The sequence below is a fragment of the Pseudomonas sp. R4-34-07 genome (assembly GCF_003852375.1).
Lineage (GTDB): Bacteria > Pseudomonadota > Gammaproteobacteria > Pseudomonadales > Pseudomonadaceae > Aquipseudomonas.
The window spans coordinates 1,928,009-1,953,602 of record NZ_CP027760.1; the positions used below are offsets into that span (position 1 = coordinate 1,928,009).

The window sequence follows — 25,594 nt, forward strand, 5'->3', positions numbered from 1 at the left end:
GGGCACCTCTCTCAGGAATAGAACGTGGGAATCGGCAGGGCCTGGTTTAACGCCCAGTCACCCAGTTCGTGGAGTTTGTAATCCAGCGGGTCGTGCAGGGTTTGCGTGCGCAGGTTGCGCCAGTGGCGGTCCAGGCGCAGTGACGCGTGGGTGGACCGCGCGCCGGTGACGTCGAACAGACGGGTACACAGGTCCAGGCCCTGGCGCGTCGCGGCCACTTTGGCGGTGGCGATGGCAATGGCCAGCTGGCCGCGTTCCTGTTCGCTGAGGCTTTGGCCTTTGGCCCATGCCTGGTCGAACAGCTCCGCGGCGTGTTCCACCAGCAGGCGTACGCCTTGCAGCGCGACCCAGAAGTCGCCGTAGTGGTGCAGCACGTAGGGGTCCTGGCGTACGTCCTCGGCCATGGATTTATGCCACGCACGGGTTTCGGTGAGCGTGTAGTGGCGCGCCTCTTCGAAAGCGCCTTCGGCAATGCCTAAAAACATATGGGTGAAGGTCAGTTGCGCGATCAACGGCCGCAGGCAGGCGAAAGGCGTGCTCAGTGGGCCCGGTTCGAGCAGTAATTCCGACTCCTCAACGCGCACCCGTTCAAAGCTTGCGCTGCCGCTGTCGGTCTGGCGCTGGCCAATGGTGTTCCAGTCATTGTGCAAGGTGATCCCGCTGCGCCCGCTGGGAATGGCGGCAATCAGCAGCTTGCCTCCGGCGCTTTCATCCACCGCCGAGGCGATGAGCATTTCTGAATCGTTGGCGCCGGAGCAGAAACTTTTCTTGCCGGAAAATTCCCGCCAGCCGCCGAAGTCCCTGACTACCGTACGCGTGTCCAGCGGGTTGAGAGCATTGCCCCAGAACCAGTTCTTGCGCGCGGTTTGTTCGAACCAGGGTTGCCATTGGTCCGGGCGCGCAAACAGGCGCACGGTGGCGAGCATCAAGTGGTGGAAGCCGAAGACATGGGCGATGGAACTGTCGACCTTGGCGAACTCGCGCACGATGCCCAGCGTTTCGCTCCAACGCGCATCGAGGCCGCCGTATTGGCGGGGAATACTCAGGGCGAGCAGGCCACTGTGGCGCAGGGCGTCACGTTCGGCCTTGGGTGTGCCGCCGCGTTCGTCACGCTCGACGGCGCTGAGGGCGAATTCGGCGGCCAGCAGTTTGGCGGTCTGCAGTGCACTGGGCAGCACGCTTTGGGGGTTGGCGGTCAAGGGAGAGCCTCAATCTTGTTTGGCAATGCAATCGGATGTGGGTTGGGCTCGTCTAGCGGGCAGTGTTGTGGTGTTTATAGAGGGATTCTTATATTCCGTAAATTAATTGATTTACATATTTATAGATCTTAAAAGAATATATGGTTGTGCCTATTGAGACTGCCGCCACGGTTGATAGCTACTATCGAGGACGGTGATTTTTCCCTGGGCAGGTGCGGGAGTAGCCTGTGTTCATTGACTCGACACCTCCTCCGCAGGGCTACCGCCATGAACCGTTCACTCGCCATCTCGCTGTTGCTTGTCACCGCTGTGCTCGCTGGATGTGCAACCCATCCGGCGCCTGAATTGCGTCCTTACACGGAACAGGAAACCAGACAGCTGGCGTTGGAAGCGCTGAGCCGCCGCGGATTGTCCTTCGATGACTATCAACAGCAGCGGGCGGCATTGACCGGCCAGCCACAAAAAACCTTTGGTTTTGATCATCAGGGCGAGATGAACGCCGAGCGCAACGTAGCCTTGAAGGATCGCCCCAGTTGAGCGGCGCTGTTGCGGTGAAGAACCCGAGTGTTCCCGTAAGGAAACTCGGGTTTTTTGTTTTCCATGGCGTGACTTCAGCCTGTTAAGCTGAATTTCAGGAGCGTTCCTACGCACATTTTCATAAAGTGGTCCTTCTATAACGGCATCCGATCAGTTAAACCTGACGACCTCTGTTCTGTTCGATGCCCCCCGCGACACTGTTCTCGGGAACACGCTCTGCGAGTTTTTAACATCATGAATAAACGTCCGTTGTATTTCGACTACGCCGCCACCACGCCGGTGGATGAGCGGGTCATCCAGGTGATGGTTGAGTGTCTGGGCTTCAATGCCAATTTCGGTAACCCGGCGTCCAGTTCCCACGCGTTCGGCCAAGCGGCCCGGCAAACGGTCGAGCAGGCGCGTCGCCAGGTGGCCGAACTGGTTGGCGCCCAGCCCGAGCAGATCGTCTGGACCTCCGGCGCCACCGAGTCCAACAACCTTGCACTCAAGGGCGTGGCCCAGGCGCGTGGCGTGGCGGGCGGGCATATCATCACCAGCCAGATCGAGCACAAGGCCACACTCGACACCGCGCGGCAATTGCAGGAAGCCGGGGTGGCGGTGACGTATCTGGTGCCTGATGCCGATGGCTTGATCAGTGTCGAGGCGGTCAGTGAAGCACTGCGTGAAGACACCTTTCTGGTCTCGCTGATGCTGGTCAATAACGAGCTGGGCACGTTGAACGACATCCCGGCTATCGGCGCACGGGTGCGCGAGCACGGGGCGTTGTTTCACGTGGACGCGGCGCAAGGGGCGGGCAAGGTGGTCATCGACCTGGCGCAGTGGCCGGTGGATTTGATGTCGTTTTCCGCGCACAAGCTTTACGGTCCGAAGGGCATCGGCGCGTTGTATGTAGGACCGCGTGCGCAGCAGAAGGTGTTGGCGCAGATTCATGGTGGCGGGCATGAGGGCGGCTTGCGTTCGGGTACCCTGGCCACTCACCAGATTGCGGGCATGGGCACGGCGTTCGCCCTGGCAGCAGCGTCTTTCGCCGAGGAGAAGGCACAGATCGTAGCCTTGCGTCAGCGTCTGCTGGATCAATTGGGGTCGATCGCGGGTGTGCGCCTCAACGGCAGCCCGACACAGCGAATCCCCCATACCCTTAGCCTTACGTTCAATGAAGGTGAATTCAACGCGGGTGCGTTGAGTGCAGGGATTGCCTTTTCGGCGACTTCAGCGTGCAATTCGGCCAGCAACGCGCCGTCCCATGTGCTTCTGGCCCTGGGGCATGACGCTCGCAGCGCCGGCCGTACCATTCGCCTGAGCCTGGGCCGGTTTACCACCGAGCGGGATATCGACGAAGCGGTACAACTGATCAAGTCGGCACTGGCCAGCGCACCGGCGTTCTGGGCCGTCTGAAACTTCATTCGCAGTGCATAACAATTATTAGCGGTTAGCAGGAGACACAATGACTACGCAGCCTTTGACCCATGGAACGGTTCCCCAGCGCCTGGCGCAAACCCGTGAGCTGATGAGCCGAGAGGGGATTCATGCCCTGCTGGTACCGTCTGCGGACCCGCATTTGTCCGAGTACCTGCCCGGATACTGGCAGGGGCGTCAATGGTTGTCCGGGTTCCATGGTTCGGTGGGGACGCTGATCGTCACTGCGGAGTTTGCCGGGGTGTGGGCCGACAGCCGCTACTGGGAACAGGCGAGCAAGGAGCTCAAGGGCAGCGGCATCGAACTGGTGAAACTGCAACCGGGCCAGCCCGGACCGCTGGAATGGCTGGCTGAACAGACCCCGGAAGGCGGCGTTGTGGCGGTGGATGGCGCGGTAATGGCCGTGGCCTCGGCGCGCACCCTGGGTGACAAGCTGGCGCAGCGTGGCGCGCGCTTGCGTACGGACATCGATCTGCTCAATGCCGTCTGGCACGACCGCCCGGCGCTGCCGAACCAGCCGATCTATCAGCACCTGCCGCCGCAGGCTACCCTCAGCCGCAGCGAAAAACTCGCGGCCCTGCGCGCCAGCCTGAAAGAAAAAGGCGCTGACTGGCATTTCATCGCGACCCTGGATGACATTGCCTGGTTGTTCAACCTGCGCGGTGGCGATGTATCGTTCAACCCAGTGTTCGTATCCTTTACCCTGATCAATCAACAGCAGGCCACCTTGTTCGTGGCGCTGAGCAAGGTCGATGCCGAGTTGCGCGCTGCGCTTGAGCGCGATGGCGTGAGCGTGCGCGACTACAGTGATGTGGCTGATGCGCTGCGAGCCGTACCGTCCGGAGCAAGCCTGCAGATTGATCCGGCCCGCGTGACGGCCGGTTTACTGGAGCACCTCAACGCCGGCGTGAAACGGGTGGAAGGCTTGAACCCCACCACGCTGGCCAAGTCGCGCAAAAGCCTGGCCGATGCCGAACATATTCGTCAGGCCATGGAACAGGATGGCGCCGCCTTGTGCGAATTTTTCGCCTGGCTGGAATCGGCCCTGGGACGTGAACGCATCACTGAACTGACTATCGATGAGCATCTGGCGGCAGCGCGTGCCCGCCGTCCGGGGTATGTGTCGCTGAGTTTCAATACCATTGCTGCCTTCAATGCCAATGGCGCGATGCCGCATTACCACGCCACGCCAGAAGAGCATGCCGTGATCGAAGGCGATGGCTTATTGCTGATCGACTCCGGCGGCCAGTACCTGGGCGGTACCACGGATATCACGCGTATGGTGCCCATCGGTACGCCGAGCGCAGAGCAGAAACGCGATTGCACGCGGGTGCTCAAGGGCGTGATTGCCTTGTCCAGCGCTCAATTCCCCAAAGGCATCCTGTCGCCGTTGCTGGACGCCATCGCGCGTGCGCCGATCTGGGCCGAGGGCGTGGATTACGGCCACGGTACGGGTCACGGTGTAGGGTATTTCCTCAACGTACACGAAGGCCCGCAGGTGATCGCCTACCAGGCTGCAGCTGCACCGCAAACGGCGATGCAGCCGGGCATGATCACGTCGATTGAGCCGGGCACCTACCGCCCTGGACGTTGGGGCGTGCGCATCGAAAACCTGGTGTTGAACCGTGAAGCGGGGACCACCGAATTTGGTGAGTTCCTCAGATTCGAAACCCTGACCTTGTGCCCGATCGACACCCGTTGCCTGGAGCCTTCCTTGCTCACGGCGGATGAGCGCGAGTGGTTCAACGCTTATCACGCCCAGGTGCGTGAACGCCTGAGCCCGTTACTCAGTGGCGAGGCGCTCACGTGGTTACAGGTGCGCACAGCGGCGATTTGATCGCGGGCTGACTGACGGCTTCGCGCTGTGCTGTTTTGATCGCGAGCGATCAAGACAGCGCTCAGGCGTCTACTTGCAAATGACGATCATGCTGCGACTGGTGTAGCCGGCAGGGTTGAGGCCGAAGGGGTAATCGCCGGGTTCTTCGGCGTTATCGCCGGATTTGGCGATCACCCGATAGCCCTTGGCGCCGCAGGAATCGGCCGCACTGGTGTAGCACTTATCCCAGGAGGAGGACAGGCCCGAGCAGTTGATATGCAGCCCTTTCTTGCCTCGCTTCACTTCTGTTTTCGTGGTCGCGGCACAGCCGGCAATGCCTACGACCAGCAACAGTATCAAAATTCGTTTCATTCCCATCCTTAAATAGCCGCTTCGCAAAAGAAACGAAGCCGGCCTTTACTCGCTCTCGAGCGTAGCGTTCATGCTGTCCGTGTCGAATTTCTCCATGAAAGACCTTCGTTTACGGCCTAAACATGGCCTAAATGAGCGGTAAATACCAGAGCTGCCTTTTAAAGAGGTCAGTCGGCGGGCACCAGCGGTTTGGATTCGTTGCGCATTGTCAGTGTGGCGCCGACGGAGGCTAGAATGATGCAGGTGATCGCCAGCCATTGCGCGAGCGTCAGGTGTTCATGCAGGAAGAACAGCCCGGAGAGGGCGCCGAACGCCGGCTCGACACTCATCAGGGTGCCGAAAGTACGTGCGGGCAGGCGAGTGAGCGCGACCATTTCCAGTGTGTAAGGCAGCGCTGTCGATAAAATGGCGACACCGATGGCGATGGGCATCAAGGCGGGAGTCAGCAGCGCGGTACCCGCGTGCACGATGCCGATTGGCGCGACGAACAAAGCGGCAATCATGACGCCGAGCGCGGCGGTCTGCACACCGTTATCGTTACCAGCCTTTTGGCCGAACAGAATATAAAGCGCCCAGCAGACACCAGCGCCGAGAGCATAGGCGGCACCGGTCACGTCGATGCCACTGCTGGTTTCGCCCGACGGTATCAGCAGGAGTAAACCGACGACTGCGAGCGCGATCCACAAGAAGTCCACTGCCCGGCGCGATGCATACAGGGCGACGGCGAGCGGGCCGGTGAACTCCAGCGCTACCGCAATACCCAGGGGCACGGTGCGCAACGACATATAGAAGAGAAAATTCATGCCGCCCAGCGCCATGCCGTAGACAACTACCGTGCGCAGGGACTTGGCCGTCAGCTTGGCGCGCCATGGGCGTAATAGAAGCAGCATGATCACGCTGGCGAAAATCAAGCGCAGGGTGGTGGTACCTTGCGCGCCGATGACAGGGAACATGCTTTTGGCCAGCGAGGCGCCGGACTGGATGGATGCCATCGCTATTAACAGCAGGCCAACAGGGAACAGTATGGAGGCCAGGCTGCGGGGTGGGGTGGTCATTGAAGGTTTTCGTCCGAAGTCTTTCATATAAAGGGCGCTGATGCGCTTAACGGGCACGCACTGCGCAATATACTGCTCAAGTGCAGAGGATTTAAAGGGTTTCGGGCTGTTTGATAGGAAATTCAAATTAAACGTTGACGGCAGATTCTGTGCGCCTATAATTCGCCCCACTTCCGGCGCAGTCGAAACGGAAAACTCCTTGGTAAACAATGAGTTAAGTAGGTTTCGATAGCAGGTTGCTTCAGTCCATCGAAGCCAAAAGGAAGTTGAAAAAGAGGTGTTGACAGCAGCGTGTAACGCTGTAGAATTCGCCTCCCGCTTACGAGAGATCGAAAGCGCAAGTGGTTGAAGTTGTTGAAGAAATCTTCGAAAACTTCTGAAAATAACCGCTTGACAGCAAATGAGGCTGCTGTAGAATGCGCGCCTCGGTTGAGACGAATAGCTCTTAACCAACCGCTCTTTAACAACTGAATCAAGCAATTCGTGTGGGTGCTTGTGGAGTCAGACTGATAGTCAACAAGATTATCAGCATCACAAGTTACTCCGCGAGAAATCAAAGATGTAACCAACGATTGCTGAGCCAAGTTTAGGGTTTCTTAAAAACCCAAAGATGTTTGAACTGAAGAGTTTGATCATGGCTCAGATTGAACGCTGGCGGCAGGCCTAACACATGCAAGTCGAGCGGTAGAGAGAAGCTTGCTTCTCTTGAGAGCGGCGGACGGGTGAGTAATGCCTAGGAATCTGCCTGGTAGTGGGGGATAACGTTCGGAAACGGACGCTAATACCGCATACGTCCTACGGGAGAAAGCAGGGGACCTTCGGGCCTTGCGCTATCAGATGAGCCTAGGTCGGATTAGCTAGTTGGTGAGGTAATGGCTCACCAAGGCGACGATCCGTAACTGGTCTGAGAGGATGATCAGTCACACTGGAACTGAGACACGGTCCAGACTCCTACGGGAGGCAGCAGTGGGGAATATTGGACAATGGGCGAAAGCCTGATCCAGCCATGCCGCGTGTGTGAAGAAGGTCTTCGGATTGTAAAGCACTTTAAGTTGGGAGGAAGGGCAGTTACCTAATACGTGATTGTTTTGACGTTACCGACAGAATAAGCACCGGCTAACTCTGTGCCAGCAGCCGCGGTAATACAGAGGGTGCAAGCGTTAATCGGAATTACTGGGCGTAAAGCGCGCGTAGGTGGTTTGTTAAGTTGGATGTGAAATCCCCGGGCTCAACCTGGGAACTGCATTCAAAACTGACTGACTAGAGTGTGGTAGAGGGTGGTGGAATTTCCTGTGTAGCGGTGAAATGCGTAGATATAGGAAGGAACACCAGTGGCGAAGGCGACCACCTGGACCAACACTGACACTGAGGTGCGAAAGCGTGGGGAGCAAACAGGATTAGATACCCTGGTAGTCCACGCCGTAAACGATGTCAACTAGCCGTTGGGAGCCTTGAGCTCTTAGTGGCGCAGCTAACGCATTAAGTTGACCGCCTGGGGAGTACGGCCGCAAGGTTAAAACTCAAATGAATTGACGGGGGCCCGCACAAGCGGTGGAGCATGTGGTTTAATTCGAAGCAACGCGAAGAACCTTACCAGGCCTTGACATCCAATGAACTTTCCAGAGATGGATTGGTGCCTTCGGGAACATTGAGACAGGTGCTGCATGGCTGTCGTCAGCTCGTGTCGTGAGATGTTGGGTTAAGTCCCGTAACGAGCGCAACCCTTGTCCTTAGTTACCAGCACGTTATGGTGGGCACTCTAAGGAGACTGCCGGTGACAAACCGGAGGAAGGTGGGGATGACGTCAAGTCATCATGGCCCTTACGGCCTGGGCTACACACGTGCTACAATGGTCGGTACAGAGGGTTGCCAAGCCGCGAGGTGGAGCTAATCCCAGAAAACCGATCGTAGTCCGGATCGCAGTCTGCAACTCGACTGCGTGAAGTCGGAATCGCTAGTAATCGCGAATCAGAATGTCGCGGTGAATACGTTCCCGGGCCTTGTACACACCGCCCGTCACACCATGGGAGTGGGTTGCACCAGAAGTAGCTAGTCTAACCTTCGGGGGGACGGTTACCACGGTGTGATTCATGACTGGGGTGAAGTCGTAACAAGGTAGCCGTAGGGGAACCTGCGGCTGGATCACCTCCTTAATCGACGACATCAGCTGCTTCATGAGCTCCCACACGAATTGCTTGATTCATTGAAGAAGACGAAAAGAAGCAGCCCGAAATTGGGTCTGTAGCTCAGTTGGTTAGAGCGCACCCCTGATAAGGGTGAGGTCGGCAGTTCGAATCTGCCCAGACCCACCAATTTTGTGTGGGAAACGCCTGTAGAAATACGGGGCCATAGCTCAGCTGGGAGAGCGCCTGCCTTGCACGCAGGAGGTCAACGGTTCGATCCCGTTTGGCTCCACCACTACTGCTTCTGTTTGTAGAAAGCTTAGAAATGAGCATTCCATCGCTGTGATGGTGAATGTTGATTTCTAGTCTTTGACTAGTTCGTTCTTTAAAAATTTGGGTATGTGATAGAAAGATAGACTGGACGTTACTTTCACTGGTAACGGCTCAGGCTAAGGTAAAATTTGTGAGTCACTCTTAATTGAGTATGATCGAATTTTCGGCGAATGTTGTCTTCACAGTATAACCAGATTGCTTGGGGTTATATGGTCAAGTGAAGAAGCGCATACGGTGGATGCCTTGGCAGTCAGAGGCGATGAAAGACGTGGTAGCCTGCGAAAAGCTTCGGGGAGTCGGCAAACAGACTTTGATCCGGAGATGTCTGAATGGGGGAACCCAACCATCATAAGATGGTTACCTTACACTGAATACATAGGTGTATGGAGCGAACCAGGGGAACTGAAACATCTAAGTACCCTGAGGAAAAGAAATCAACCGAGATTCCCTTAGTAGTGGCGAGCGAACGGGGACTAGCCCTTAAGTGGCTTTGAGATTAGCGGAACGCTCTGGAAAGTGCGGCCATAGTGGGTGATAGCCCTGTACGCGAAAATCTCTTAGTCATGAAATCGAGTAGGACGGAGCACGAGAAACTTTGTCTGAATATGGGGGGACCATCCTCCAAGGCTAAATACTACTGACTGACCGATAGTGAACTAGTACCGTGAGGGAAAGGCGAAAAGAACCCCGGAGAGGGGAGTGAAATAGATCCTGAAACCGTATGCGTACAAGCAGTGGGAGCCTACTTTGTTAGGTGACTGCGTACCTTTTGTATAATGGGTCAGCGACTTATTTTCAGTGGCGAGCTTAACCGAATAGGGGAGGCGTAGCGAAAGCGAGTCTTAATAGGGCGTCTAGTCGCTGGGAATAGACCCGAAACCGGGCGATCTATCCATGGGCAGGTTGAAGGTTGGGTAACACTAACTGGAGGACCGAACCGACTACCGTTGAAAAGTTAGCGGATGACCTGTGGATCGGAGTGAAAGGCTAATCAAGCTCGGAGATAGCTGGTTCTCCTCGAAAGCTATTTAGGTAGCGCCTCATGTATCACTGTAGGGGGTAGAGCACTGTTTCGGCTAGGGGGTCATCCCGACTTACCAAACCGATGCAAACTCCGAATACCTACAAGTGCCGAGCATGGGAGACACACGGCGGGTGCTAACGTCCGTCGTGAAAAGGGAAACAACCCAGACCGTCAGCTAAGGTCCCAAAGTTATGGTTAAGTGGGAAACGATGTGGGAAGGCTTAGACAGCTAGGAGGTTGGCTTAGAAGCAGCCACCCTTTAAAGAAAGCGTAATAGCTCACTAGTCGAGTCGGCCTGCGCGGAAGATGTAACGGGGCTCAAACCATACACCGAAGCTACGGGTATCACGCAAGTGATGCGGTAGAGGAGCGTTCTGTAAGCCTGTGAAGGTGAGTTGAGAAGCTTGCTGGAGGTATCAGAAGTGCGAATGCTGACATGAGTAACGACAATGGGTGTGAAAAACACCCACGCCGAAAGACCAAGGTTTCCTGCGCAACGTTAATCGACGCAGGGTTAGTCGGTCCCTAAGGCGAGGCTGAAAAGCGTAGTCGATGGAAAACAGGTTAATATTCCTGTACTTCTGGTTATTGCGATGGAGGGACGGAGAAGGCTAGGCCAGCTTGGCGTTGGTTGTCCAAGTTTAAGGTGGTAGGCTGGAATCTTAGGTAAATCCGGGATTCCAAGGCCGAGAGCTGATGACGAGTTGTCTTTTAGACGACGAAGTGGTTGATGCCATGCTTCCAAGAAAAGCTTCTAAGCTTCAGGTAACCAGGAACCGTACCCCAAACCGACACAGGTGGTTGGGTAGAGAATACCAAGGCGCTTGAGAGAACTCGGGTGAAGGAACTAGGCAAAATGGCACCGTAACTTCGGGAGAAGGTGCGCCGGTGAGGGTGAAGGACTTGCTCCGTAAGCTCATGCCGGTCGAAGATACCAGGCCGCTGCGACTGTTTATTAAAAACACAGCACTCTGCAAACACGAAAGTGGACGTATAGGGTGTGACGCCTGCCCGGTGCCGGAAGGTTAATTGATGGGGTTAGCTAACGCGAAGCTCTTGATCGAAGCCCCGGTAAACGGCGGCCGTAACTATAACGGTCCTAAGGTAGCGAAATTCCTTGTCGGGTAAGTTCCGACCTGCACGAATGGCGTAACGATGGCGGCGCTGTCTCCACCCGAGACTCAGTGAAATTGAAATCGCTGTGAAGATGCAGTGTATCCGCGGCTAGACGGAAAGACCCCGTGAACCTTTACTATAGCTTTGCACTGGACTTTGAATTTGCTTGTGTAGGATAGGTGGGAGGCTTTGAAGCGTGGACGCCAGTTCGCGTGGAGCCAACCTTGAAATACCACCCTGGCAACTTTGAGGTTCTAACTCAGGTCCGTTATCCGGATCGAGGACAGTGTATGGTGGGTAGTTTGACTGGGGCGGTCTCCTCCTAAAGAGTAACGGAGGAGTACGAAGGTGCGCTCAGACCGGTCGGAAATCGGTCGTAGAGTATAAAGGCAAAAGCGCGCTTGACTGCGAGACAGACACGTCGAGCAGGTACGAAAGTAGGTCTTAGTGATCCGGTGGTTCTGTATGGAAGGGCCATCGCTCAACGGATAAAAGGTACTCCGGGGATAACAGGCTGATACCGCCCAAGAGTTCATATCGACGGCGGTGTTTGGCACCTCGATGTCGGCTCATCACATCCTGGGGCTGAAGCCGGTCCCAAGGGTATGGCTGTTCGCCATTTAAAGTGGTACGCGAGCTGGGTTTAGAACGTCGTGAGACAGTTCGGTCCCTATCTGCCGTGGACGTTTGAGATTTGAGAGGGGCTGCTCCTAGTACGAGAGGACCGGAGTGGACGAACCTCTGGTGTTCCGGTTGTCACGCCAGTGGCATTGCCGGGTAGCTATGTTCGGAATAGATAACCGCTGAAAGCATCTAAGCGGGAAACTAGCCTCAAGATGAGATCTCACTGGGACCTTGAGTCCCCTGAAGGGCCGTCGAAGACTACGACGTTGATAGGTTGGGTGTGTAAGCGCTGTGAGGCGTTGAGCTAACCAATACTAATTGCCCGTGAGGCTTGACCATATAACACCCAAGCAATTTGTTGCTCCTAGTTGAAAGACGAAAGAGGCCAGATTGCGGTGTGTGAAGACGCAATGAACCGAAAGTTCGATGCTCACAAAACACCGAAACCTATCGCATACCCAATTTGCTGAAGCGAGGCCATCTGGCCACGACTCAGTACCCGAATTTCTTGACGACCATAGAGCATTGGAACCACCTGATCCCATCCCGAACTCAGTAGTGAAACGATGCATCGCCGATGGTAGTGTGGGGTTTCCCCATGTGAGAGTAGGTCATCGTCAAGATTAAATTCCGAAACCCCATTTGCGAAAGCAGATGGGGTTTTGTTTTGGGCGGTCGAAAAGTGCGACGGCTCTCCCAATGTGCACCATCACAGCGCGTTCGCCGCCCTTGCCTCACTTTCTCAATGATGAAATAACCCGCCGTTAAGGGAAATCGATGCAAAGTGTTTCTGCATTTTTGGTATGGTGCAGCACATTTTCACAAGGACTGACCCTTATCCGCAGGACGCGGCGTCGACCTTTTTCAACGAGATGCTGTAGAAATGCCTGAACCGATACCCATCAAGGACCACGAAAAAGAACACCGTCTGGTCAACAAACGTTTGCTCGCCTGTGCACTCCTGGTGATTGGCATCACCTGCGCCCTGGTGGGGCGCATGTACTTCCTGCAGGTCGTGCAATACGACTATCACGCCACCATTTCTGAAAACAATCGCGTTCACGTGCTGCCCATCACCCCTACGCGCGGCTTGATCTATGACCGCAACGGTGTGGTCCTGGCTGACAACCGACCCAGCTACAACCTGACCATAACCCGCGAACGCACCACCGACCTCAAGGGTGAGTTGGACGCGATCGTCAGTCTGTTGCACCTGCCCGCCGAAGATCGTGCCGTGTTCGACAAAGCGCTCAAGCAGGCCCGCCATCCGTTCGTCCCTGTCACGCTGTTCTACGAGCTGACCGAAGAGCAGATTGCCGTTCTGGCCGTCAACGAGTTCCGTCTACCGGGTGTAGACGTTGAGCCTCAGTTCGTCCGCCACTACCCGTTGGGTGCGCACTTCGCCCACTCCATCGGCTATGTCGGACGAATCAACGAGAAAGAATCCAAGGCCCTCGATTCGGTGGAATACCGCGGCACCCAGTCTATTGGCAAAACCGGTATCGAACGCTTCTACGAGTCTGAACTGCATGGTCACGTGGGTTATGAAGAAGTCGAAACCAACGCCCAAGGACGGGTATTGCGCGTGCTCAAGCACACTGATCCTATCCCCGGCAAAAACATTGTCCTGAGCCTCGACGTCAAGCTCCAGGGGGCCGCCGAAGAAGCCCTGGGTGACCGCCGTGGCTCGGTGGTTGCCCTGGACCCGCAAACCGGTGAAGTGCTGGCCATGGTCAGCAAACCGAGTTTCGACCCGAACCTGTTCGTCACCGGTATCAGCTTCAAGGAATATGCCGCGCTGCATGATTCCATCGATCGCCCGCTGTTCAACCGCGTGCTGCGCGGGCTGTATGCGCCCGGCTCAACCATCAAGCCTGAAGTGGCCATCGCCGGGCTCGACAGCGGCGTTGTCACCCCGCAAACCCGCGTGTTTGATCCCGGTTACTACCAGTTGCCGGACTTCGATCACAAATACCGCAACTGGAACCACAGTGGCGACGGCTGGGTAGACATGGACGCCGCCATCATGCGTTCCAATGACACCTACTTCTATGACCTGGCCCACAAGCTCGGCATCGATCGGCTGCATGATTACCTGGCCGAATTCGGCCTGGGTCAGAAGGTGTCCCTGGATATGTTCGAAGAGTCCGCCGGCCTGATGCCTTCCCAGGCCTGGAAACGCGCGACACGTCGCCAGCCCTGGTTCCCGGGCGAAACCGTGATCCTGGGTATCGGCCAGGGTTATATGCAAGTCACGCCGCTGCAACTGGCCCAAGCCACTGCGCTGATCGCCAATAAGGGTGTATGGAACCGCCCGCACCTGGCCAAGACCATCAACGGCGTGCCTCCGGTGGATGAGAATCCGATGCCCAACGTAGTGCTCAAGGACCCGCGTGATTGGGAACAGGTCAACCACGGCATGCAATTGGTAATGCACGACCCGCGTGGTATCGCTCGGGCCGCCGCGCAGGGTGCCCAATATCGCATCGCCGGCAAGAGCGGTACCGCGCAGGTGGTGGCGATCAAGCAGGGGGAGCGCTACAACCGCAACAAGACCCTGGAGCGTCACCGCGACAACGCCTTGTTTGTCGGCTTTGCGCCAGCCGAACACCCGAAGATCGTGATTTCAGTGATGATTGAAAACGGTGAGGCGGGTGGCCGTGTAGCCGGCCCGGTGGTGCGACAGATCATGGATGCCTGGCTGCTCGACCAGGAGGGTCACCTGAAGCCCCAATATGCGACGCCGGCCAAAGCGCCCGGCGATCCGCACGTTTAAGTCACACCTGCCATTCGCCCCAGCGCTCTATGTCGTCATAAGCCAGCCAGGGCACATCATGGGCTGTCCAGATATGCGCGGTGGGCCTGACGCCCGGATCATCGTCCAGCGTCGCCACCCGCACGATGACGTGGGGCTGGTGTGCGCGCTCGGCGATCAAATGCGAGCCACAGCGCGAACAGAAATGGCGCCGTTTGCCTGGCGATGACTCAAACGACGACAGCAATTCTTCACCGTGCGTCCAGCGAAAGTGCTCGCGCATCACCCCAGCCGTGGCGACAAAGGCTGCCGCATGCGCCTTGCGACAGCTGCCGCAATGGCAGTGACTGATGGGCATGTCCAGACGCTCCACCTGATAGCCCACACCTTTACACAAGCAACTTCCATTCAACGGTTCAGTCATAACTTATGGCCAGGTCAAGGATGGGGGCATCACCATTGCGCATAACCAAAGGTTGCGCATTGGTCGATGTCGCCTAGTGTTCAATGGAGGAGGTGACTTATGCACGTATTAGATCGCATCGAACGGAAAGTCCTGCTCAACGCATCACGTAAACAAGTCTGGGAAGCGCTTACGAACGCCGAACAATTTGGCGAGTGGTTCGGTATTGCCCTCAAGGGAAAAACCTTTGTTGCCGGCGAAACCATCGAAGCGCCGATCACCTACCCAGGCTACGAACATGTCGTGTGGAAGGCCAGAATCGAACGCATTCTGCCGCAAACCCTGTTTTCCTTCTGGTGGCATCCCTTCGCGGTAGAGAAAGACGTCGACTATGACCAGGAAACCCCGACGCTGGTGGAGTTCACCATCGAGGATCGCGCGCCGGGCATTCTGTTGCGGGTGGTCGAGTCCGGTTTCGACAAGGTGCCCCAGGCCAGGCGCCAGAAAGCGTTCAAGATGAATTCCCGTGGCTGGGACGAGCAGATGGGCAATATCGAAAACTATCTGGACAAGGCCCGGCGAGCCTGACGCGAACGGGCACCCACGTTTTTGAGATCACAGTTAACCTGCCGCGTTTGCCCGAATGCCGCGTAGAATCACGCCCTGAAAGCGATTCCTGAGGTGCGGTACGGTGGATTTACAGCAGGGGTTTGTCCTGACCCGGCATTGGCGCGACACCCCGGCGGGGACGGAGGTCAGTTTCTGGCTGGCGACCGACCAAGGGCCTCGGTGCATCCGTCTCCCCGTGCAGACCTCGGTGGTGTTCATTCCCGAAGCCCATCGCAAGCCGCTGGACTGGCTGCTTAAGGGCGAGCGCGATATCGAGTTGCGTGGGTTGCAGTTGTGCGATTTCCATCATCGGCCGGTCCTGGGTCTTTACGCCCGGCAGCACCGCCAGATAATGGATATCGAAAAGCGCCTGCGCGCCGCCGGGGTGGATGTCTACGAAGGCGATGTGCGCCCACCCGAGCGCTACATGATGGAACGGTTCATCACTGCGCCGGTGTGGTTCGGCGGTACGCCGGATGCCAGCGGCACGTTGCTCGATGCGCAGATGAAGCCCGCTGCCGATTACCGACCGACCCTGAAACTGGTATCCCTCGATATTGAAACCACCGCCCAGGGCGATCTTTATTCCATCGCGCTCGAAGGGTGTGGCGAGCGCCAGGTGTACATGCTCGGTCCGCCCAACAAAACCTGCGCGGTGGACTTCAAGCTCGACTATTGCGACACCCGCGCCCAACTGCTCGAACGCCTCAACCAATGGCTGGCCACCCACGATCCGGATGCGATCATCGGCTGGAATGTGGTGCAGTTCGACCTGCGCGTGCTCCACGAACATGCCCAGCGCCTGAACGTGCCGCTGCTGCTGGGGCGGGGCGGTGAAGCCATGGCCTGGCGCGAACATGGCAGCCGCAATCATTACTTCGCTGCGGCAGCCGGCCGGTTGATCATCGACGGCATCGAAGCCCTGCGTTCAGCTACGTGGAGTTTCGAGTCGTTCAGCCTGGAAAATGTCGCGCAAACCCTGCTGGGTGAAGGCAAGGACATCTCCACGCCGTACCAGCGCATGGACGAAATCAACCGCATGTTCGCCGAGGACAAGCCCGCCCTGGCGCGCTACAACCTCAAGGACTGCGAGTTGGTCACGCGGATTTTCGAGAAGACCGAGCTGCTCAAGTTCCTGCTCGAGCGCGCCAGCGTCACCGGGCTGCCTGCCGACCGCAATGGCGGCTCCGTCGCGGCGTTCACCCATCTCTACATGCCGTTGATGCACCGCCAGGGCTTTGTCGCGCCGAACCTCGGCGACAAGCCGCCCCAGGCCAGCCCCGGCGGGTTTGTCATGGACTCGCGCCCAGGTCTGTATGAGTCGGTGCTGGTGCTGGACTACAAGAGCCTGTACCCGTCGATTATCCGCAGCTTTCTGATCGACCCGGTGGGCTTGATCGAAGGCCTCAAGCATCCCGACGACAGCGACTCGGTGGAAGGCTTTCGCGGTGCGCGTTTCTCCCGCACCCGGCATTGCCTGCCGTCCATCGTCACGCGGGTGTCCGAAGGCCGCGAAGTGGCCAAGCACGAACACAATGCACCGCTGTCCCAAGCCCTGAAGATCATCATGAACGCCTTCTACGGCGTGCTCGGCTCCAGCGGTTGCCGGTTCTTCGATACCCGGCTGGCGTCCTCGATCACAATGCGCGGGCATCAGATCATGCGCCAGACCCGTGAGCTGGTGGAGGCCCAGGGTTATGAAGTGATCTACGGCGACACCGACTCCACTTTCGTCTGGCTCGGCGGCGCCCGCTCCCTGGAGGATGCCAGCCGCATCGGCCAGGCGCTGGTGCAGCACGTCAACGACTGGTGGCGCAGCCATCTGCACACGGAATACGGCTTGCAAAGCGCCCTCGAGCTGCAATACGAAACCCATTTCAGCCGCTTCCTGATGCCGACCATTCGCGGTGCGGAGGAGGGCAGCAAGAAGCGCTACGCCGGCCTGGTGGTGCGCGCCGATGGCAGCGAAGAAATGGTCTACAAGGGCCTGGAAACCGTGCGCAGTGACTGGTCGCCCCTGGCCCGGCAATTCCAGCAGGAGCTCTACCGGCGCATCTTCCATCGCCAGCCCCATCAGGATTATGTACGCGACTATGTGCGCCGTACCTTGAGCGGCGAACTCGACGAGCTGTTGATCTACCGCAAGCGCCTGCGCCGCCCCTTGCATGACTACGAACGCAACGTCCCGCCCCATGTGCGCGCCGCACGCCTGGCCGACGAATACAACGACCGCCTGGGGCGCCCGCGCCAGTACCAGCGCGGCGGCTGGATTCGCTATGTGATCAGCGTCAATGGCCCGCAGCCGTTGGAAGTACAGCAAGCGCCTATCGACTACGATCATTATGTGACGCGCCAATTGCAGCCCGTGGCTGACGCCATCCTGCCGTTCGTGAACGATGATTTCGCCACCCTGGTGGGCGGGCAGATGGGCCTGTTCTAGGCAATCGGCCACAATCCCCGTTACACCTGAAGCTTAGGAGGAACGCCCATGTACACACTCTATGGCACCGACGAATCCGGCTCCTGCATGATCGAGATCGCCCTGCAGCGCTGTGGCGTGCCGTGGCATCGCGTGGATGCCAGCTCCTGGCATGAAGGCGAGGGCAGCGAAGCCCTAGCGCGCATCAACCCGCTCAAACAGATCCCCACCCTGGTCACCCCCGATGGCCAGGTGCTGACCGAAAGCGCCGCCATCCTGATCCACCTGGGCCTGGAGTTTCCCGACGCGAACCTGCTGGCCGGCAACCGCGCGCAGATCCTGCGCGGCCTGCTGTACATCGCGGCCAATTGCTATTCGGCCATCGGCATCATCGACTATCCGCAACGCTGGCTGGGCGACGCCGGTGAAAGCCTGCAAACGCAACTGACCACCGGCACGCGGCGTTATCTGCATCAGGCCTGGGTGGTGTTCGCCGATCAGTTTGCCGACCAGCTGTTTACGCCCGACAACGTACCCAATGCACTGGGCATCATGGCGGCGGCGGTGTCGCGCTGGGACGAGGGCCGCGAGGTGCTCCGCAGCCTGGCGCCGGGCTTTGCCGACGCCCTGGAGCGCGTAGATGCCGACCCGGTCGTGGCGCCCGTGTTCGCCCGGCATTGGCCGCAGTGGCAGGTCTCGTAATCAGAAGAAACAATGCCCCGCCGCCCGCCAATCCCTTGCGGCGCGGGCATCCTGACCTACGCTTCTCAATGTGGCGTAGGAATCATCCTTGAATTTGACTGTCGCAGACATGAAACTCAAGAACCCTGCATGGAATTCAAAGGAGGTGCGCATGCTCATCCGGTCGCTGACCCTGGCTACCTTGATGGCTTTTACGGGGCCGTTGTTGGCTGCTGATGATAATCCGCTCAAGCTGGAGATGGGCAAGACCCGCCCTCTGGTGGTGGTGGAACTCGATGCGGGTAACCCGACGTTGGCCACGCTCAGGAAACAACTGGAAGAGCCTGCCATCAAGCAGTCCTTCGAAGAGCGCAGCATGGTGTTCTACACCGTGAAGTTCGGCAGCATCGGCGCCGAGGGCGAGAAGTTCGCCAAGGATCCCAAGGACAGCAAAAAGCTCACCCCGCCGGAAACCAATGCACTGATCCGCGCCCTCAAGCTCGGTGTCGGCAGCGGCACCAAGGTGATCCTGATCGGCAAGGATGGCGAGAAAAAACTCGAGAAGACCGTGCCGCCCGATAGCCTCGATCTCAAAGAGTTCTTCAGTGCCATCGACCAGATGCCGATGGCCGAGAAGGAAGCTGCGGCCGCGCCGGAACCTGCGCCCGTTGCACCTGCACCGGCCAAGGGCGCCAAACCGGTCAAACCAGGTAGCAAGCCGGCGCCGCAACCCCTCGACGATTGAAATACATAACCCTGTAGGAGCGAGCTTGCTCGCGAAGAACTCAGGGCCACTACGTTTATCCAGAATGAGCGCGGTGCCTGGGGGTTTTTCGCGAGCAAGCTCGCTCCTACATCAGGGCTAGCCGTTGCACGTCAGCTAGACGCGCAATCAAGGCTTTGGCGCTTTACGCACCGGAAACGGAAAGTAGAAAAACCGCAGGAATGCCACCCGCTTGATCACTTCCCCGATCAGCAACGGCACCACCACCGCCACCACGAAACCCACGCACGCCGCCATGAACGGATGCAAACCCAGGCGCTCCATCAGGTCGAAGGTCTTGTGCTGGATCTCGCCGTGGAAGATCAACAGGATCAACGTCGACTGGCCGATGTAGGTCATCGCCCGCGTCAGCAGGGGCGACACCATCAACACCCGCGCCAGCGCCCAGCACAGGTACACACCGATCACCGCCAGCAGGCTGGTCCACAACCAGTGGTCGTAGCGACGTTGCGCCAGGTCCATGGTGTCGTGGCTGTAGAGGAACACGGCGGCGAACAGCCCCAGCGAAATCAGCAGGGTCAGCAGCGAGCCTTCGTGCCGGCGCAGCCAATCACGCAGCAGGTAGCCGTAGATGAAATAGGTGCTGCTGATCAGGGTCACGTCGAGGCTGAAGGGCAGGCCGGGTAACGTCCATGTTTGTTCGCCGAGGGTGACCGGCACTTGCCAGAACCACTTCAACATCCAGATGCCGAGCAACAGTTGCGCGCCGATCAGCAGGCAAGCGGCCAGCAACGGCAGCTTCAGGCGCTGAATCAGCCGCAGCATCAACCAACTGAACAGGATCGCCACCCAGAAGTGCGGCAAGAACCACAACGCCTGCCATGGGATGGTGTCCACGGAGGCATACAGCACGCCGCCGATATCCCCCAGCAACGGTTGCCCGCGCAGCACATCGCGCACGATCACATACACCAGCATGGTGAAGAAGAACGGCTTGAGCAGGCCATCGGCCTTGCGCACCGCCATTTCCACGAATGGCTGCTCGGGCTTGAAGAACACCCCGGACAAAAAGAAGAACAGCGGCAGCACGAACGACGCCAGGATCGGGTACAGCAAATCCAGCGAGTTGGCGACAAACCAACTGTGGCCGTACACGATAATCAGGATACCGACGCCTTTGGCGATATCCATTTGAATCCAACGATGCTTCATGTGAGTCTTCCCGAACGATCATTCACGCCTTGCGCCACGGCGTCAGCCACAGCCCCATACCCAGCAACACCACGGCGCCTGCCAGGGTGCTCAGCCCCACTTGCAGCCACACGTCTTCGATTCGAAACAACACCAGCGCCGCCAGCCCCATCAGCACCGTACTGAGCAGCCATTGCCGCGCCCAAGGCAGGGCGCCGAGCAACGCCTGGCGCTGCATCAGCAGCAGCGCGGTGCAGATCACCCCCGCCAGCGCCGCCAGTGGAATGCCGGCCAGGCCAAACGCAAACGGCAATACGCCCAGCAGCAACACATTGACCAGGCTGCCGAGCAGCTCGCAGCGCAGCGGCTGGCGCGTGTCGCCGGCGGCGTAGGCGTAGCGCGCGAGCAGGGCGTTCCAGGCACCGAATACCAGCGGCACGGCAAACCAGGCGAGCAACAGCGGCAGCGGCGAGTCTGCCGATTGTGCGGGCAGCAGCAGCGCGACCAGGCTCGGCGCCGCCGCCACCAGGCCGACGCCGGCGGGCAAGGTCAGCACGCTGGCGGTTTCCAGGCCGCGCTTGAGCAGGGCCAGGCGTTCATCGCCCTGGCGTCGGCTCATCATGCCCAGCAGCACTTGATTGAGGCTCATCAGCGCAATCAGGGGCAGATTCATCAGCTTGCGCGCCAGGTTGACCCAGGTCACCGCGCCTTCCCCCAGCAGCGACGCCACCAGGCGCTCGATCAACGCCAGGCCCTGGCTGGCGCCATTGCTGAGTAACAAGGGGCCGATACGTTGGCCCAACTCCCGCAAAGGCGCGAACGACAGTTGCACGCGCCACGGCCGCCAGCCCAGACGCCAGAGCGACGGCAGCAGCGCCAACGGCATCAAGCCACTGCCGACCAAGCACGCCAGCGCGAGGCTGTGCGGCTGGCTGGCGGTGCCTGCCAAGGCGAGGTACGCCACCGGCGGCAGGTTGAACAGCAGCGAGCCCAACCCCGCCAGCACAAAGCGCTCGCTGGCCTGCAAGGGCACACTGAACAGCGCATGCAACAGCAGGCCCGGCACGCACCACGCCACGATCTGCAGATTGCCGCCGGCCAGGGCCGTGGCGCCGGTCGCCAATCCCGGGCCGAGCAGTTTTACCAGCCAAGGCGCCAATAGCATCAGCAGCAGGCTGGTGACCAGCGCAATCAACAGCAACGCCGGGAACAACACGGCCAGCCAGTCCAGGCGTTCGCCGTCCTTTCGTTGCAGATACAGCGGCAACGCGGCGGCGCTCAACACGCCGCCGGCCAGCGACATGCGCAGCGCCTCGGGCAAGAACAACGCGATCAGGAACGCATCACTGCGCTCCCCCGCGCCCCAGGCCGCCACCAGCAACCATTCGCGCGCAAACCCCAGGCACAGGCCCAGCAGGGTCGCCACGGTCAGCCATACGGCAGAACCCAGCATCAGGGCCGCGCCCCATCAAGCATCGGCTTGCGAACCACCACCGCCTTGACCTGGGGCAGGCGCGCCGGGAACAAGCGCCGCGCCTCCAGTACGTTAATCCCCACCATCAGCCAGAACAGCGCCACCATCACCACGGCAAAACTGAAGTAGTGGTCAAACAAGCCGCTGACCAACGCCGACAGAATCCCGGCCGTGCTGCCCAGCCACAGTGCGTTGTCCTTGGTCAGGCGGATCGGGCCCTTTTCCGGCCGGGCTTCACGCCACCAGCGCACGGTGACTGCGATAAACAACAGCATGCCGACGACGCCGGTCTTGTAGATGAAGTTCAGCCACAGGTTGGAGATCCCCAGCAAGTGCGTGCCCGGTACCGGCGGGTCGACCTTGAAACCGATGCCGAACGGGTACGCCGCCACGGCCTGCGGGAACATGCGGTATTCGTCGAAACGCACCTCGGTGCTGGCGTTGCTTGAGGAGAAGATGGTCGCCAGGCGTTCCTGCAGCGGCGGGTAAGCCATCACCAACGCCACGGTCAACGCCGCGCCGATCATCAGTAAACGTCCGGTGTAAGGCACGCGCCGCGTGGCCAGCCACATCAGCACCAGCGCCAGGCTGACCATCGCCCCGCGGCTGCTGGCCAGCAGCAATGCCGCCGCACCCAGGCACGCCACGCTCAGGCCCAGTGCGCGTTTCCAACCTTGTTCGGTCATGCCGTAGCAGAACGCCAACGGCAGCAGCAGCGCCATGATTCCGCCAATGGCATTCGGGTGCATCCACGGCGAGCCCATGCGTGACGACATGGCTTCCAGGCCGAATTTCAACGTGTCGAAGTTGCCGTAGTTGAGCAGCGCCAGGATCGGCGCAATCCCCGCCCCGGAGCGTGTGCGCACGAACACCGCAATCGACATCACCAGCATCGCCAGGGTGCCCAGCAGCAGGGCGATCACCAGGCTTTCGCGGTGTTTGTAGTCCACCAGCAGCTTGGCCGTGAGAAATACTCCCGAGAGGTTCAGCAACCAACGCAGCCAGTTGGCCACGCCGCTGCTTTCGGCGTGGATGCTGGCCTGGCCGACGATAAACGGGAACACGCTGAACAGCATCAGCCACAGCAGCATCTGGTCGGTGGGGCGACGCGCCAGGCGCGGCGCATCCGGCAGGCGCGACAGAAAGCCGTGCCACAGCACCGCGCCCCAGGTCAGCGCAAGAATGGCTTCGCTCACCGTACTGCGGATGCCCAGATTAAGCGTGGAGTAGGGCATGAAGGTCGCGATCAGGGCGAACAGCAGCAAGCCCCAGAAGGGAAAGCGCAGGATGGTCACGGCTGCCGCCAGGCCGATCACGGCGAGAAACGCCTTGGCCGGTGACAGCGCCAGCGCGACCACACCGAACAGCACGCCGAAGAGGATCGCGACGAGGCTTGCCAGGGAGAGTCTCATTTCAGTTCCTCGATCAGTTCGGCCAGGCGCCGGCGATAGGCGTGTTGGTTAAAGCGTTCGGCCCATCGGCGGTGGTGTTCGGGCGTGGCTTCATCGGCGCGCTCACCCAGGTTCAGCATCAACTGGACCAACGCGGGGCCATCGGTGGGTGAAAAGCGCGGCGCCGACGGCGGGGTGATTTCGTCCAGCGAGGTGCCGCTGGCCACGGCGACCGGGGTGCCGACGCTCAGCGCTTCAATCACCGGCAAACCAAAACCTTCAGCGTAGGACGGTTGCCACACGCGTGACGCCTGGCGGTACAGCGCCTGCAACTCGGCGTCGGAGACGCCACTCAACGCATGAATCCCCGGCAGTTGGCGCTGGGCTTCGGGCAAGTGCTCAAGGCTGCCCACCAGGACCAGTTCCGGCACGCTGGGGGAGTCGCGCCGCGCCTGTTGCCAGGCATCCACCAGGAATGGCACGTTCTTGCGCAGTTCACGGGTGCCGACCAGCAGCCAGAAGCCCGTGGGCAATTGGCGCGTGGACAGGTCCGCCGATGGTTCATTGAAGCCCTCCACCTGATTGGGCAGGACGCGAACCTTGCCCGCTGCCTGGGGAAACAGGCGTACGGTTTCGTCGGCACTGTACTGGGAAGGCGTCCACACCCGGTCGGCGCTGCGCACCGCGTAGGCAATCGACAGGCGATCGGTGGTCTTGTACACCAGCGCCTTCAGGCGGCTGGCGTGGTAGTTGTCCAGGGTGATCTGAAACAGGTCGTGCAGCAGCACCACGGTACGCAACCCTTGAGGCTTGGGCGGTAACGGCAGGCCCATATTGAAGGTGCTGATGTACAGGTCAATGTGCTGTTCGCGCAGCGCGCGGGGTAAAAAACCGGCTTCGAAGCGCAGGCGATTCTGTGGCTGGTGCATCGCCGTTTTCGCGCAGCCCCAGGCCGGGCAGTGCGCCTGCAAGCGGGTTTGATCGCCCAGGGGCGCGACGGTAAATCGCTGCAGTTCGATGTCCGGCAGGCTGCGCAGGGCGCTTTCCAGCGCATACACCTGGCGGCTGATGCCCGATTGCGGTGAGGTGCCGACGGTGCGGTAATCCAGGCCTACACGCATGCGGGCTCCTTTTGATTGAGCGGCGAAAGGGTGGCGTACACCTGCTCCAGTTGGCTGGCAGCAACGCTCCAGTCATGGGCTCGCCGCGCATAGGCGCGGCCGGCTTCACCCATGGGCGCGGCGGCTTCGGGAGCGTGCAGCAGGCGCACCACGGCGTCGGCCAGGCCGACGGCAGTTTGCCCGCCCAGATAATCCAGGCCCTCGACCAGGTCCAGGCCCGACACGCCCTGTTCGGTACTGGCCAGCGGCAGGCCGGCGGCCAACGCTTCGAGCACTTTGAGCTTGGAACCGCCGCCATGGCGCAACGGCGCCAGAAACACTGAACAGCTCGATTGCAGGTTCAACAGGTTTGGCACAAAGCCCTGCCACTCGATGCGCGGGTCCGGCCAGCGTTCGCGCCAACCGTCGGGCATGCCGAAGCCGCACACGCTCATGCGCGCGTCGGGGCAGCGCTCCCAGACTTTCGGCAGGATTTCATCCAGGGTCCATTCGATGGCATCCACATTGGGGGCGTATTCATAGTTGCCGAGGAACAGCACGCGACGGGTCGAGGGGTCAGGGCGGGCGCCGGCGAAGTGATCGCAATCAACGCCGTTGACCACCACCGGCACCGGTTTGCCGGCGATGTTTTCCAGCACCCGCGCATCGCTGTCGGTGACGGCCACCACTTGGCTGGCCTGGCGCATCACGCGACGCTCCCAGCGCGTGTAGCGCCATTGGTCGTAGCGAATGAACGGCAGCGCGCAACGCGGCAAACGGTCGTACGTCGCCGCGCCGAGCGCCGACTCAACGTTATGTTCAGTCAACACGAAGGGTTGGGATTTGCGCGCCAGGGCATCTTCGTAAGGTTGGAAGGTATAGCTGTGCTCAATCTGCACCACGTCCCAATGCTCGTTGAGCAGTTGGTTGAACCGGTCCTCCAATTGCCCCGACAGGCCATTCACGCTGGCCAGCAGCGGGTAAGGTGCAAACAGCCCGGCCAGCAGGGTTTTCAGGCTGCGCAGTGGCCGACGCGGCAGGATGATCAACTGCTCGAGAAAGCCTTCCAGCACGTGGCGATCGCTCAGCGACACCGGGTGCTTGTCATGCAAAAGCAACGTGATCCGGTGCCCACGCGCCGCCAGACTGCGCAGAAGGTGGAACTGGCGCGTCTTGCCGCCGCTGGTGGCAGGCCAGGGCGAATAAGGCAGGATCCATAAAATGCGCATGGC

The 25,594-nt window shown here is 59.4% G+C and carries 17 protein-coding genes, 2 tRNA genes and 3 rRNA genes; 13 read left to right on the forward strand and 9 right to left on the reverse strand.

Features of this window, described 5'->3' with window-relative positions; translation table 11 throughout:
• Positions 1-11 precede the first annotated feature (11 nt).
• On the reverse strand, positions 12-1,199 hold the full coding sequence (locus tag C4J85_RS08910) for an acyl-CoA dehydrogenase family protein (protein ID WP_124409462.1): 1,188 nt from the start codon (positions 1,197-1,199) through the stop codon (positions 12-14).
• Positions 1,200-1,466: 267 nt separating this feature from the next.
• Here C4J85_RS08910 and C4J85_RS08915 point away from each other — a divergent pair, with 267 nt between their 5' ends.
• The 3 genes from C4J85_RS08915 (at position 1,467) to C4J85_RS08925 (ending at position 4,989) form a co-directional block, all read left to right on the forward strand.
• Positions 1,467-1,736, forward strand: a complete 270-nt coding sequence (locus C4J85_RS08915) for a hypothetical protein (RefSeq protein ID WP_124366498.1) — start codon at positions 1,467-1,469, stop codon at positions 1,734-1,736.
• Between the two features lie 234 nt (positions 1,737-1,970).
• Entirely contained in the window at positions 1,971-3,131 is a 1,161-nt protein-coding gene (locus C4J85_RS08920; protein ID WP_124366499.1) for a cysteine desulfurase family protein, read from the forward strand.
• Positions 3,132-3,180: 49 nt separating this feature from the next.
• Complete coding sequence (locus C4J85_RS08925) at positions 3,181-4,989, forward strand: aminopeptidase P family protein (protein ID WP_124409463.1); 1,809 nt, start codon at positions 3,181-3,183, stop codon at positions 4,987-4,989.
• Positions 4,990-5,058: 69 nt separating this feature from the next.
• On the opposite strand, the gene C4J85_RS08930 is transcribed toward C4J85_RS08925, so the two are convergent.
• Both C4J85_RS08930 and rhtA read right to left on the reverse strand, forming a co-directional pair.
• Positions 5,059-5,340, reverse strand: a complete 282-nt coding sequence (locus C4J85_RS08930) for a hypothetical protein (RefSeq protein ID WP_124406779.1) — start codon at positions 5,338-5,340, stop codon at positions 5,059-5,061.
• A gap of 167 nt (positions 5,341-5,507) precedes the next feature.
• Entirely contained in the window at positions 5,508-6,395 is an 888-nt protein-coding gene (gene rhtA / locus C4J85_RS08935; RefSeq protein ID WP_124409464.1) for a threonine/homoserine exporter RhtA, read from the reverse strand.
• Between the two features lie 616 nt (positions 6,396-7,011).
• Between rhtA and C4J85_RS08945 the strand changes: the two genes are divergently transcribed.
• The 6 genes from C4J85_RS08945 to mrdA all read left to right on the forward strand — a co-directional run bounded on the left by C4J85_RS08945 (position 7,012) and on the right by mrdA (position 14,391).
• Positions 7,012-8,548: ribosomal RNA gene (locus C4J85_RS08945) — 16S ribosomal RNA — on the forward strand.
• An 82-nt stretch (positions 8,549-8,630) separates the two neighbouring features.
• A tRNA-Ile gene (locus C4J85_RS08950) sits at positions 8,631-8,707 on the forward strand.
• Between the two features lie 30 nt (positions 8,708-8,737).
• A tRNA-Ala gene (locus C4J85_RS08955) sits at positions 8,738-8,813 on the forward strand.
• Positions 8,814-9,062: 249 nt separating this feature from the next.
• Positions 9,063-11,954: ribosomal RNA gene (locus C4J85_RS08960) — 23S ribosomal RNA — on the forward strand.
• A gap of 168 nt (positions 11,955-12,122) precedes the next feature.
• Positions 12,123-12,238, forward strand: a 5S ribosomal RNA gene (rrf, locus tag C4J85_RS08965).
• The 16S, 23S and 5S rRNA genes sit together here with 2 tRNA genes alongside, the layout of an rRNA operon.
• Before the next feature lie 260 nt (positions 12,239-12,498).
• Positions 12,499-14,391, forward strand: a complete 1,893-nt coding sequence (mrdA, locus tag C4J85_RS08970; protein ID WP_124409465.1) for a penicillin-binding protein 2 — start codon at positions 12,499-12,501, stop codon at positions 14,389-14,391.
• Between the two features lies 1 nt (position 14,392).
• On the opposite strand, the gene C4J85_RS08975 is transcribed toward mrdA, so the two are convergent.
• Entirely contained in the window at positions 14,393-14,794 is a 402-nt protein-coding gene (locus C4J85_RS08975; RefSeq protein ID WP_124409466.1) for a GFA family protein, read from the reverse strand.
• Positions 14,795-14,893: 99 nt separating this feature from the next.
• On the opposite strand from C4J85_RS08975, the gene C4J85_RS08980 reads away from it, so the two are divergent.
• The 4 genes from C4J85_RS08980 to C4J85_RS08995 all read left to right on the forward strand — a co-directional run bounded on the left by C4J85_RS08980 (position 14,894) and on the right by C4J85_RS08995 (position 19,227).
• Complete coding sequence (locus C4J85_RS08980) at positions 14,894-15,361, forward strand: SRPBCC family protein (protein WP_124409467.1); 468 nt, start codon at positions 14,894-14,896, stop codon at positions 15,359-15,361.
• Between the two features lie 103 nt (positions 15,362-15,464).
• Entirely contained in the window at positions 15,465-17,822 is a 2,358-nt protein-coding gene (locus C4J85_RS08985; protein ID WP_124409468.1) for a DNA polymerase II, read from the forward strand.
• 48 nt (positions 17,823-17,870) lie between these two features.
• Positions 17,871-18,503, forward strand: a complete 633-nt coding sequence (locus C4J85_RS08990; RefSeq protein ID WP_124406784.1) for a glutathione S-transferase N-terminal domain-containing protein — start codon at positions 17,871-17,873, stop codon at positions 18,501-18,503.
• Positions 18,504-18,654: 151 nt separating this feature from the next.
• A complete protein-coding gene (locus C4J85_RS08995; protein WP_124406785.1) occupies positions 18,655-19,227 on the forward strand; it encodes a DUF4174 domain-containing protein in 573 nt (190 codons plus the stop codon).
• 147 nt (positions 19,228-19,374) lie between these two features.
• Here C4J85_RS08995 and C4J85_RS09000 read toward each other — a convergent pair whose 3' ends face one another.
• From C4J85_RS09000 to C4J85_RS09020, 5 genes are read right to left on the reverse strand one after another with little or no spacing between them, the layout of a single operon-like run.
• A complete protein-coding gene (locus C4J85_RS09000) occupies positions 19,375-20,418 on the reverse strand; it encodes an acyltransferase family protein (protein WP_124409469.1) in 1,044 nt (347 codons plus the stop codon).
• Between the two features lie 22 nt (positions 20,419-20,440).
• Positions 20,441-21,850: a murein biosynthesis integral membrane protein MurJ gene (gene murJ, locus C4J85_RS09005; RefSeq protein ID WP_124409470.1), complete on the reverse strand. Its 1,410-nt coding sequence runs from the start codon at positions 21,848-21,850 to the stop codon at positions 20,441-20,443.
• A complete protein-coding gene (locus C4J85_RS09010; protein ID WP_124409471.1) occupies positions 21,850-23,283 on the reverse strand; it encodes an O-antigen ligase in 1,434 nt (477 codons plus the stop codon). The genes murJ and C4J85_RS09010 overlap by 1 nt, the downstream gene beginning before the upstream one ends.
• Positions 23,280-24,383 (reverse strand): glycosyltransferase family 1 protein, encoded by a 1,104-nt coding sequence (locus C4J85_RS09015; protein ID WP_124409472.1) that lies wholly within the window; start codon positions 24,381-24,383, stop codon positions 23,280-23,282. The genes C4J85_RS09010 and C4J85_RS09015 overlap by 4 nt, the downstream gene beginning before the upstream one ends.
• Complete coding sequence (locus tag C4J85_RS09020; protein WP_124409473.1) at positions 24,374-25,591, reverse strand: glycosyltransferase family 4 protein; 1,218 nt, start codon at positions 25,589-25,591, stop codon at positions 24,374-24,376. The genes C4J85_RS09015 and C4J85_RS09020 overlap by 10 nt, the downstream gene beginning before the upstream one ends.
• Positions 25,592-25,594 lie beyond the last annotated feature (3 nt).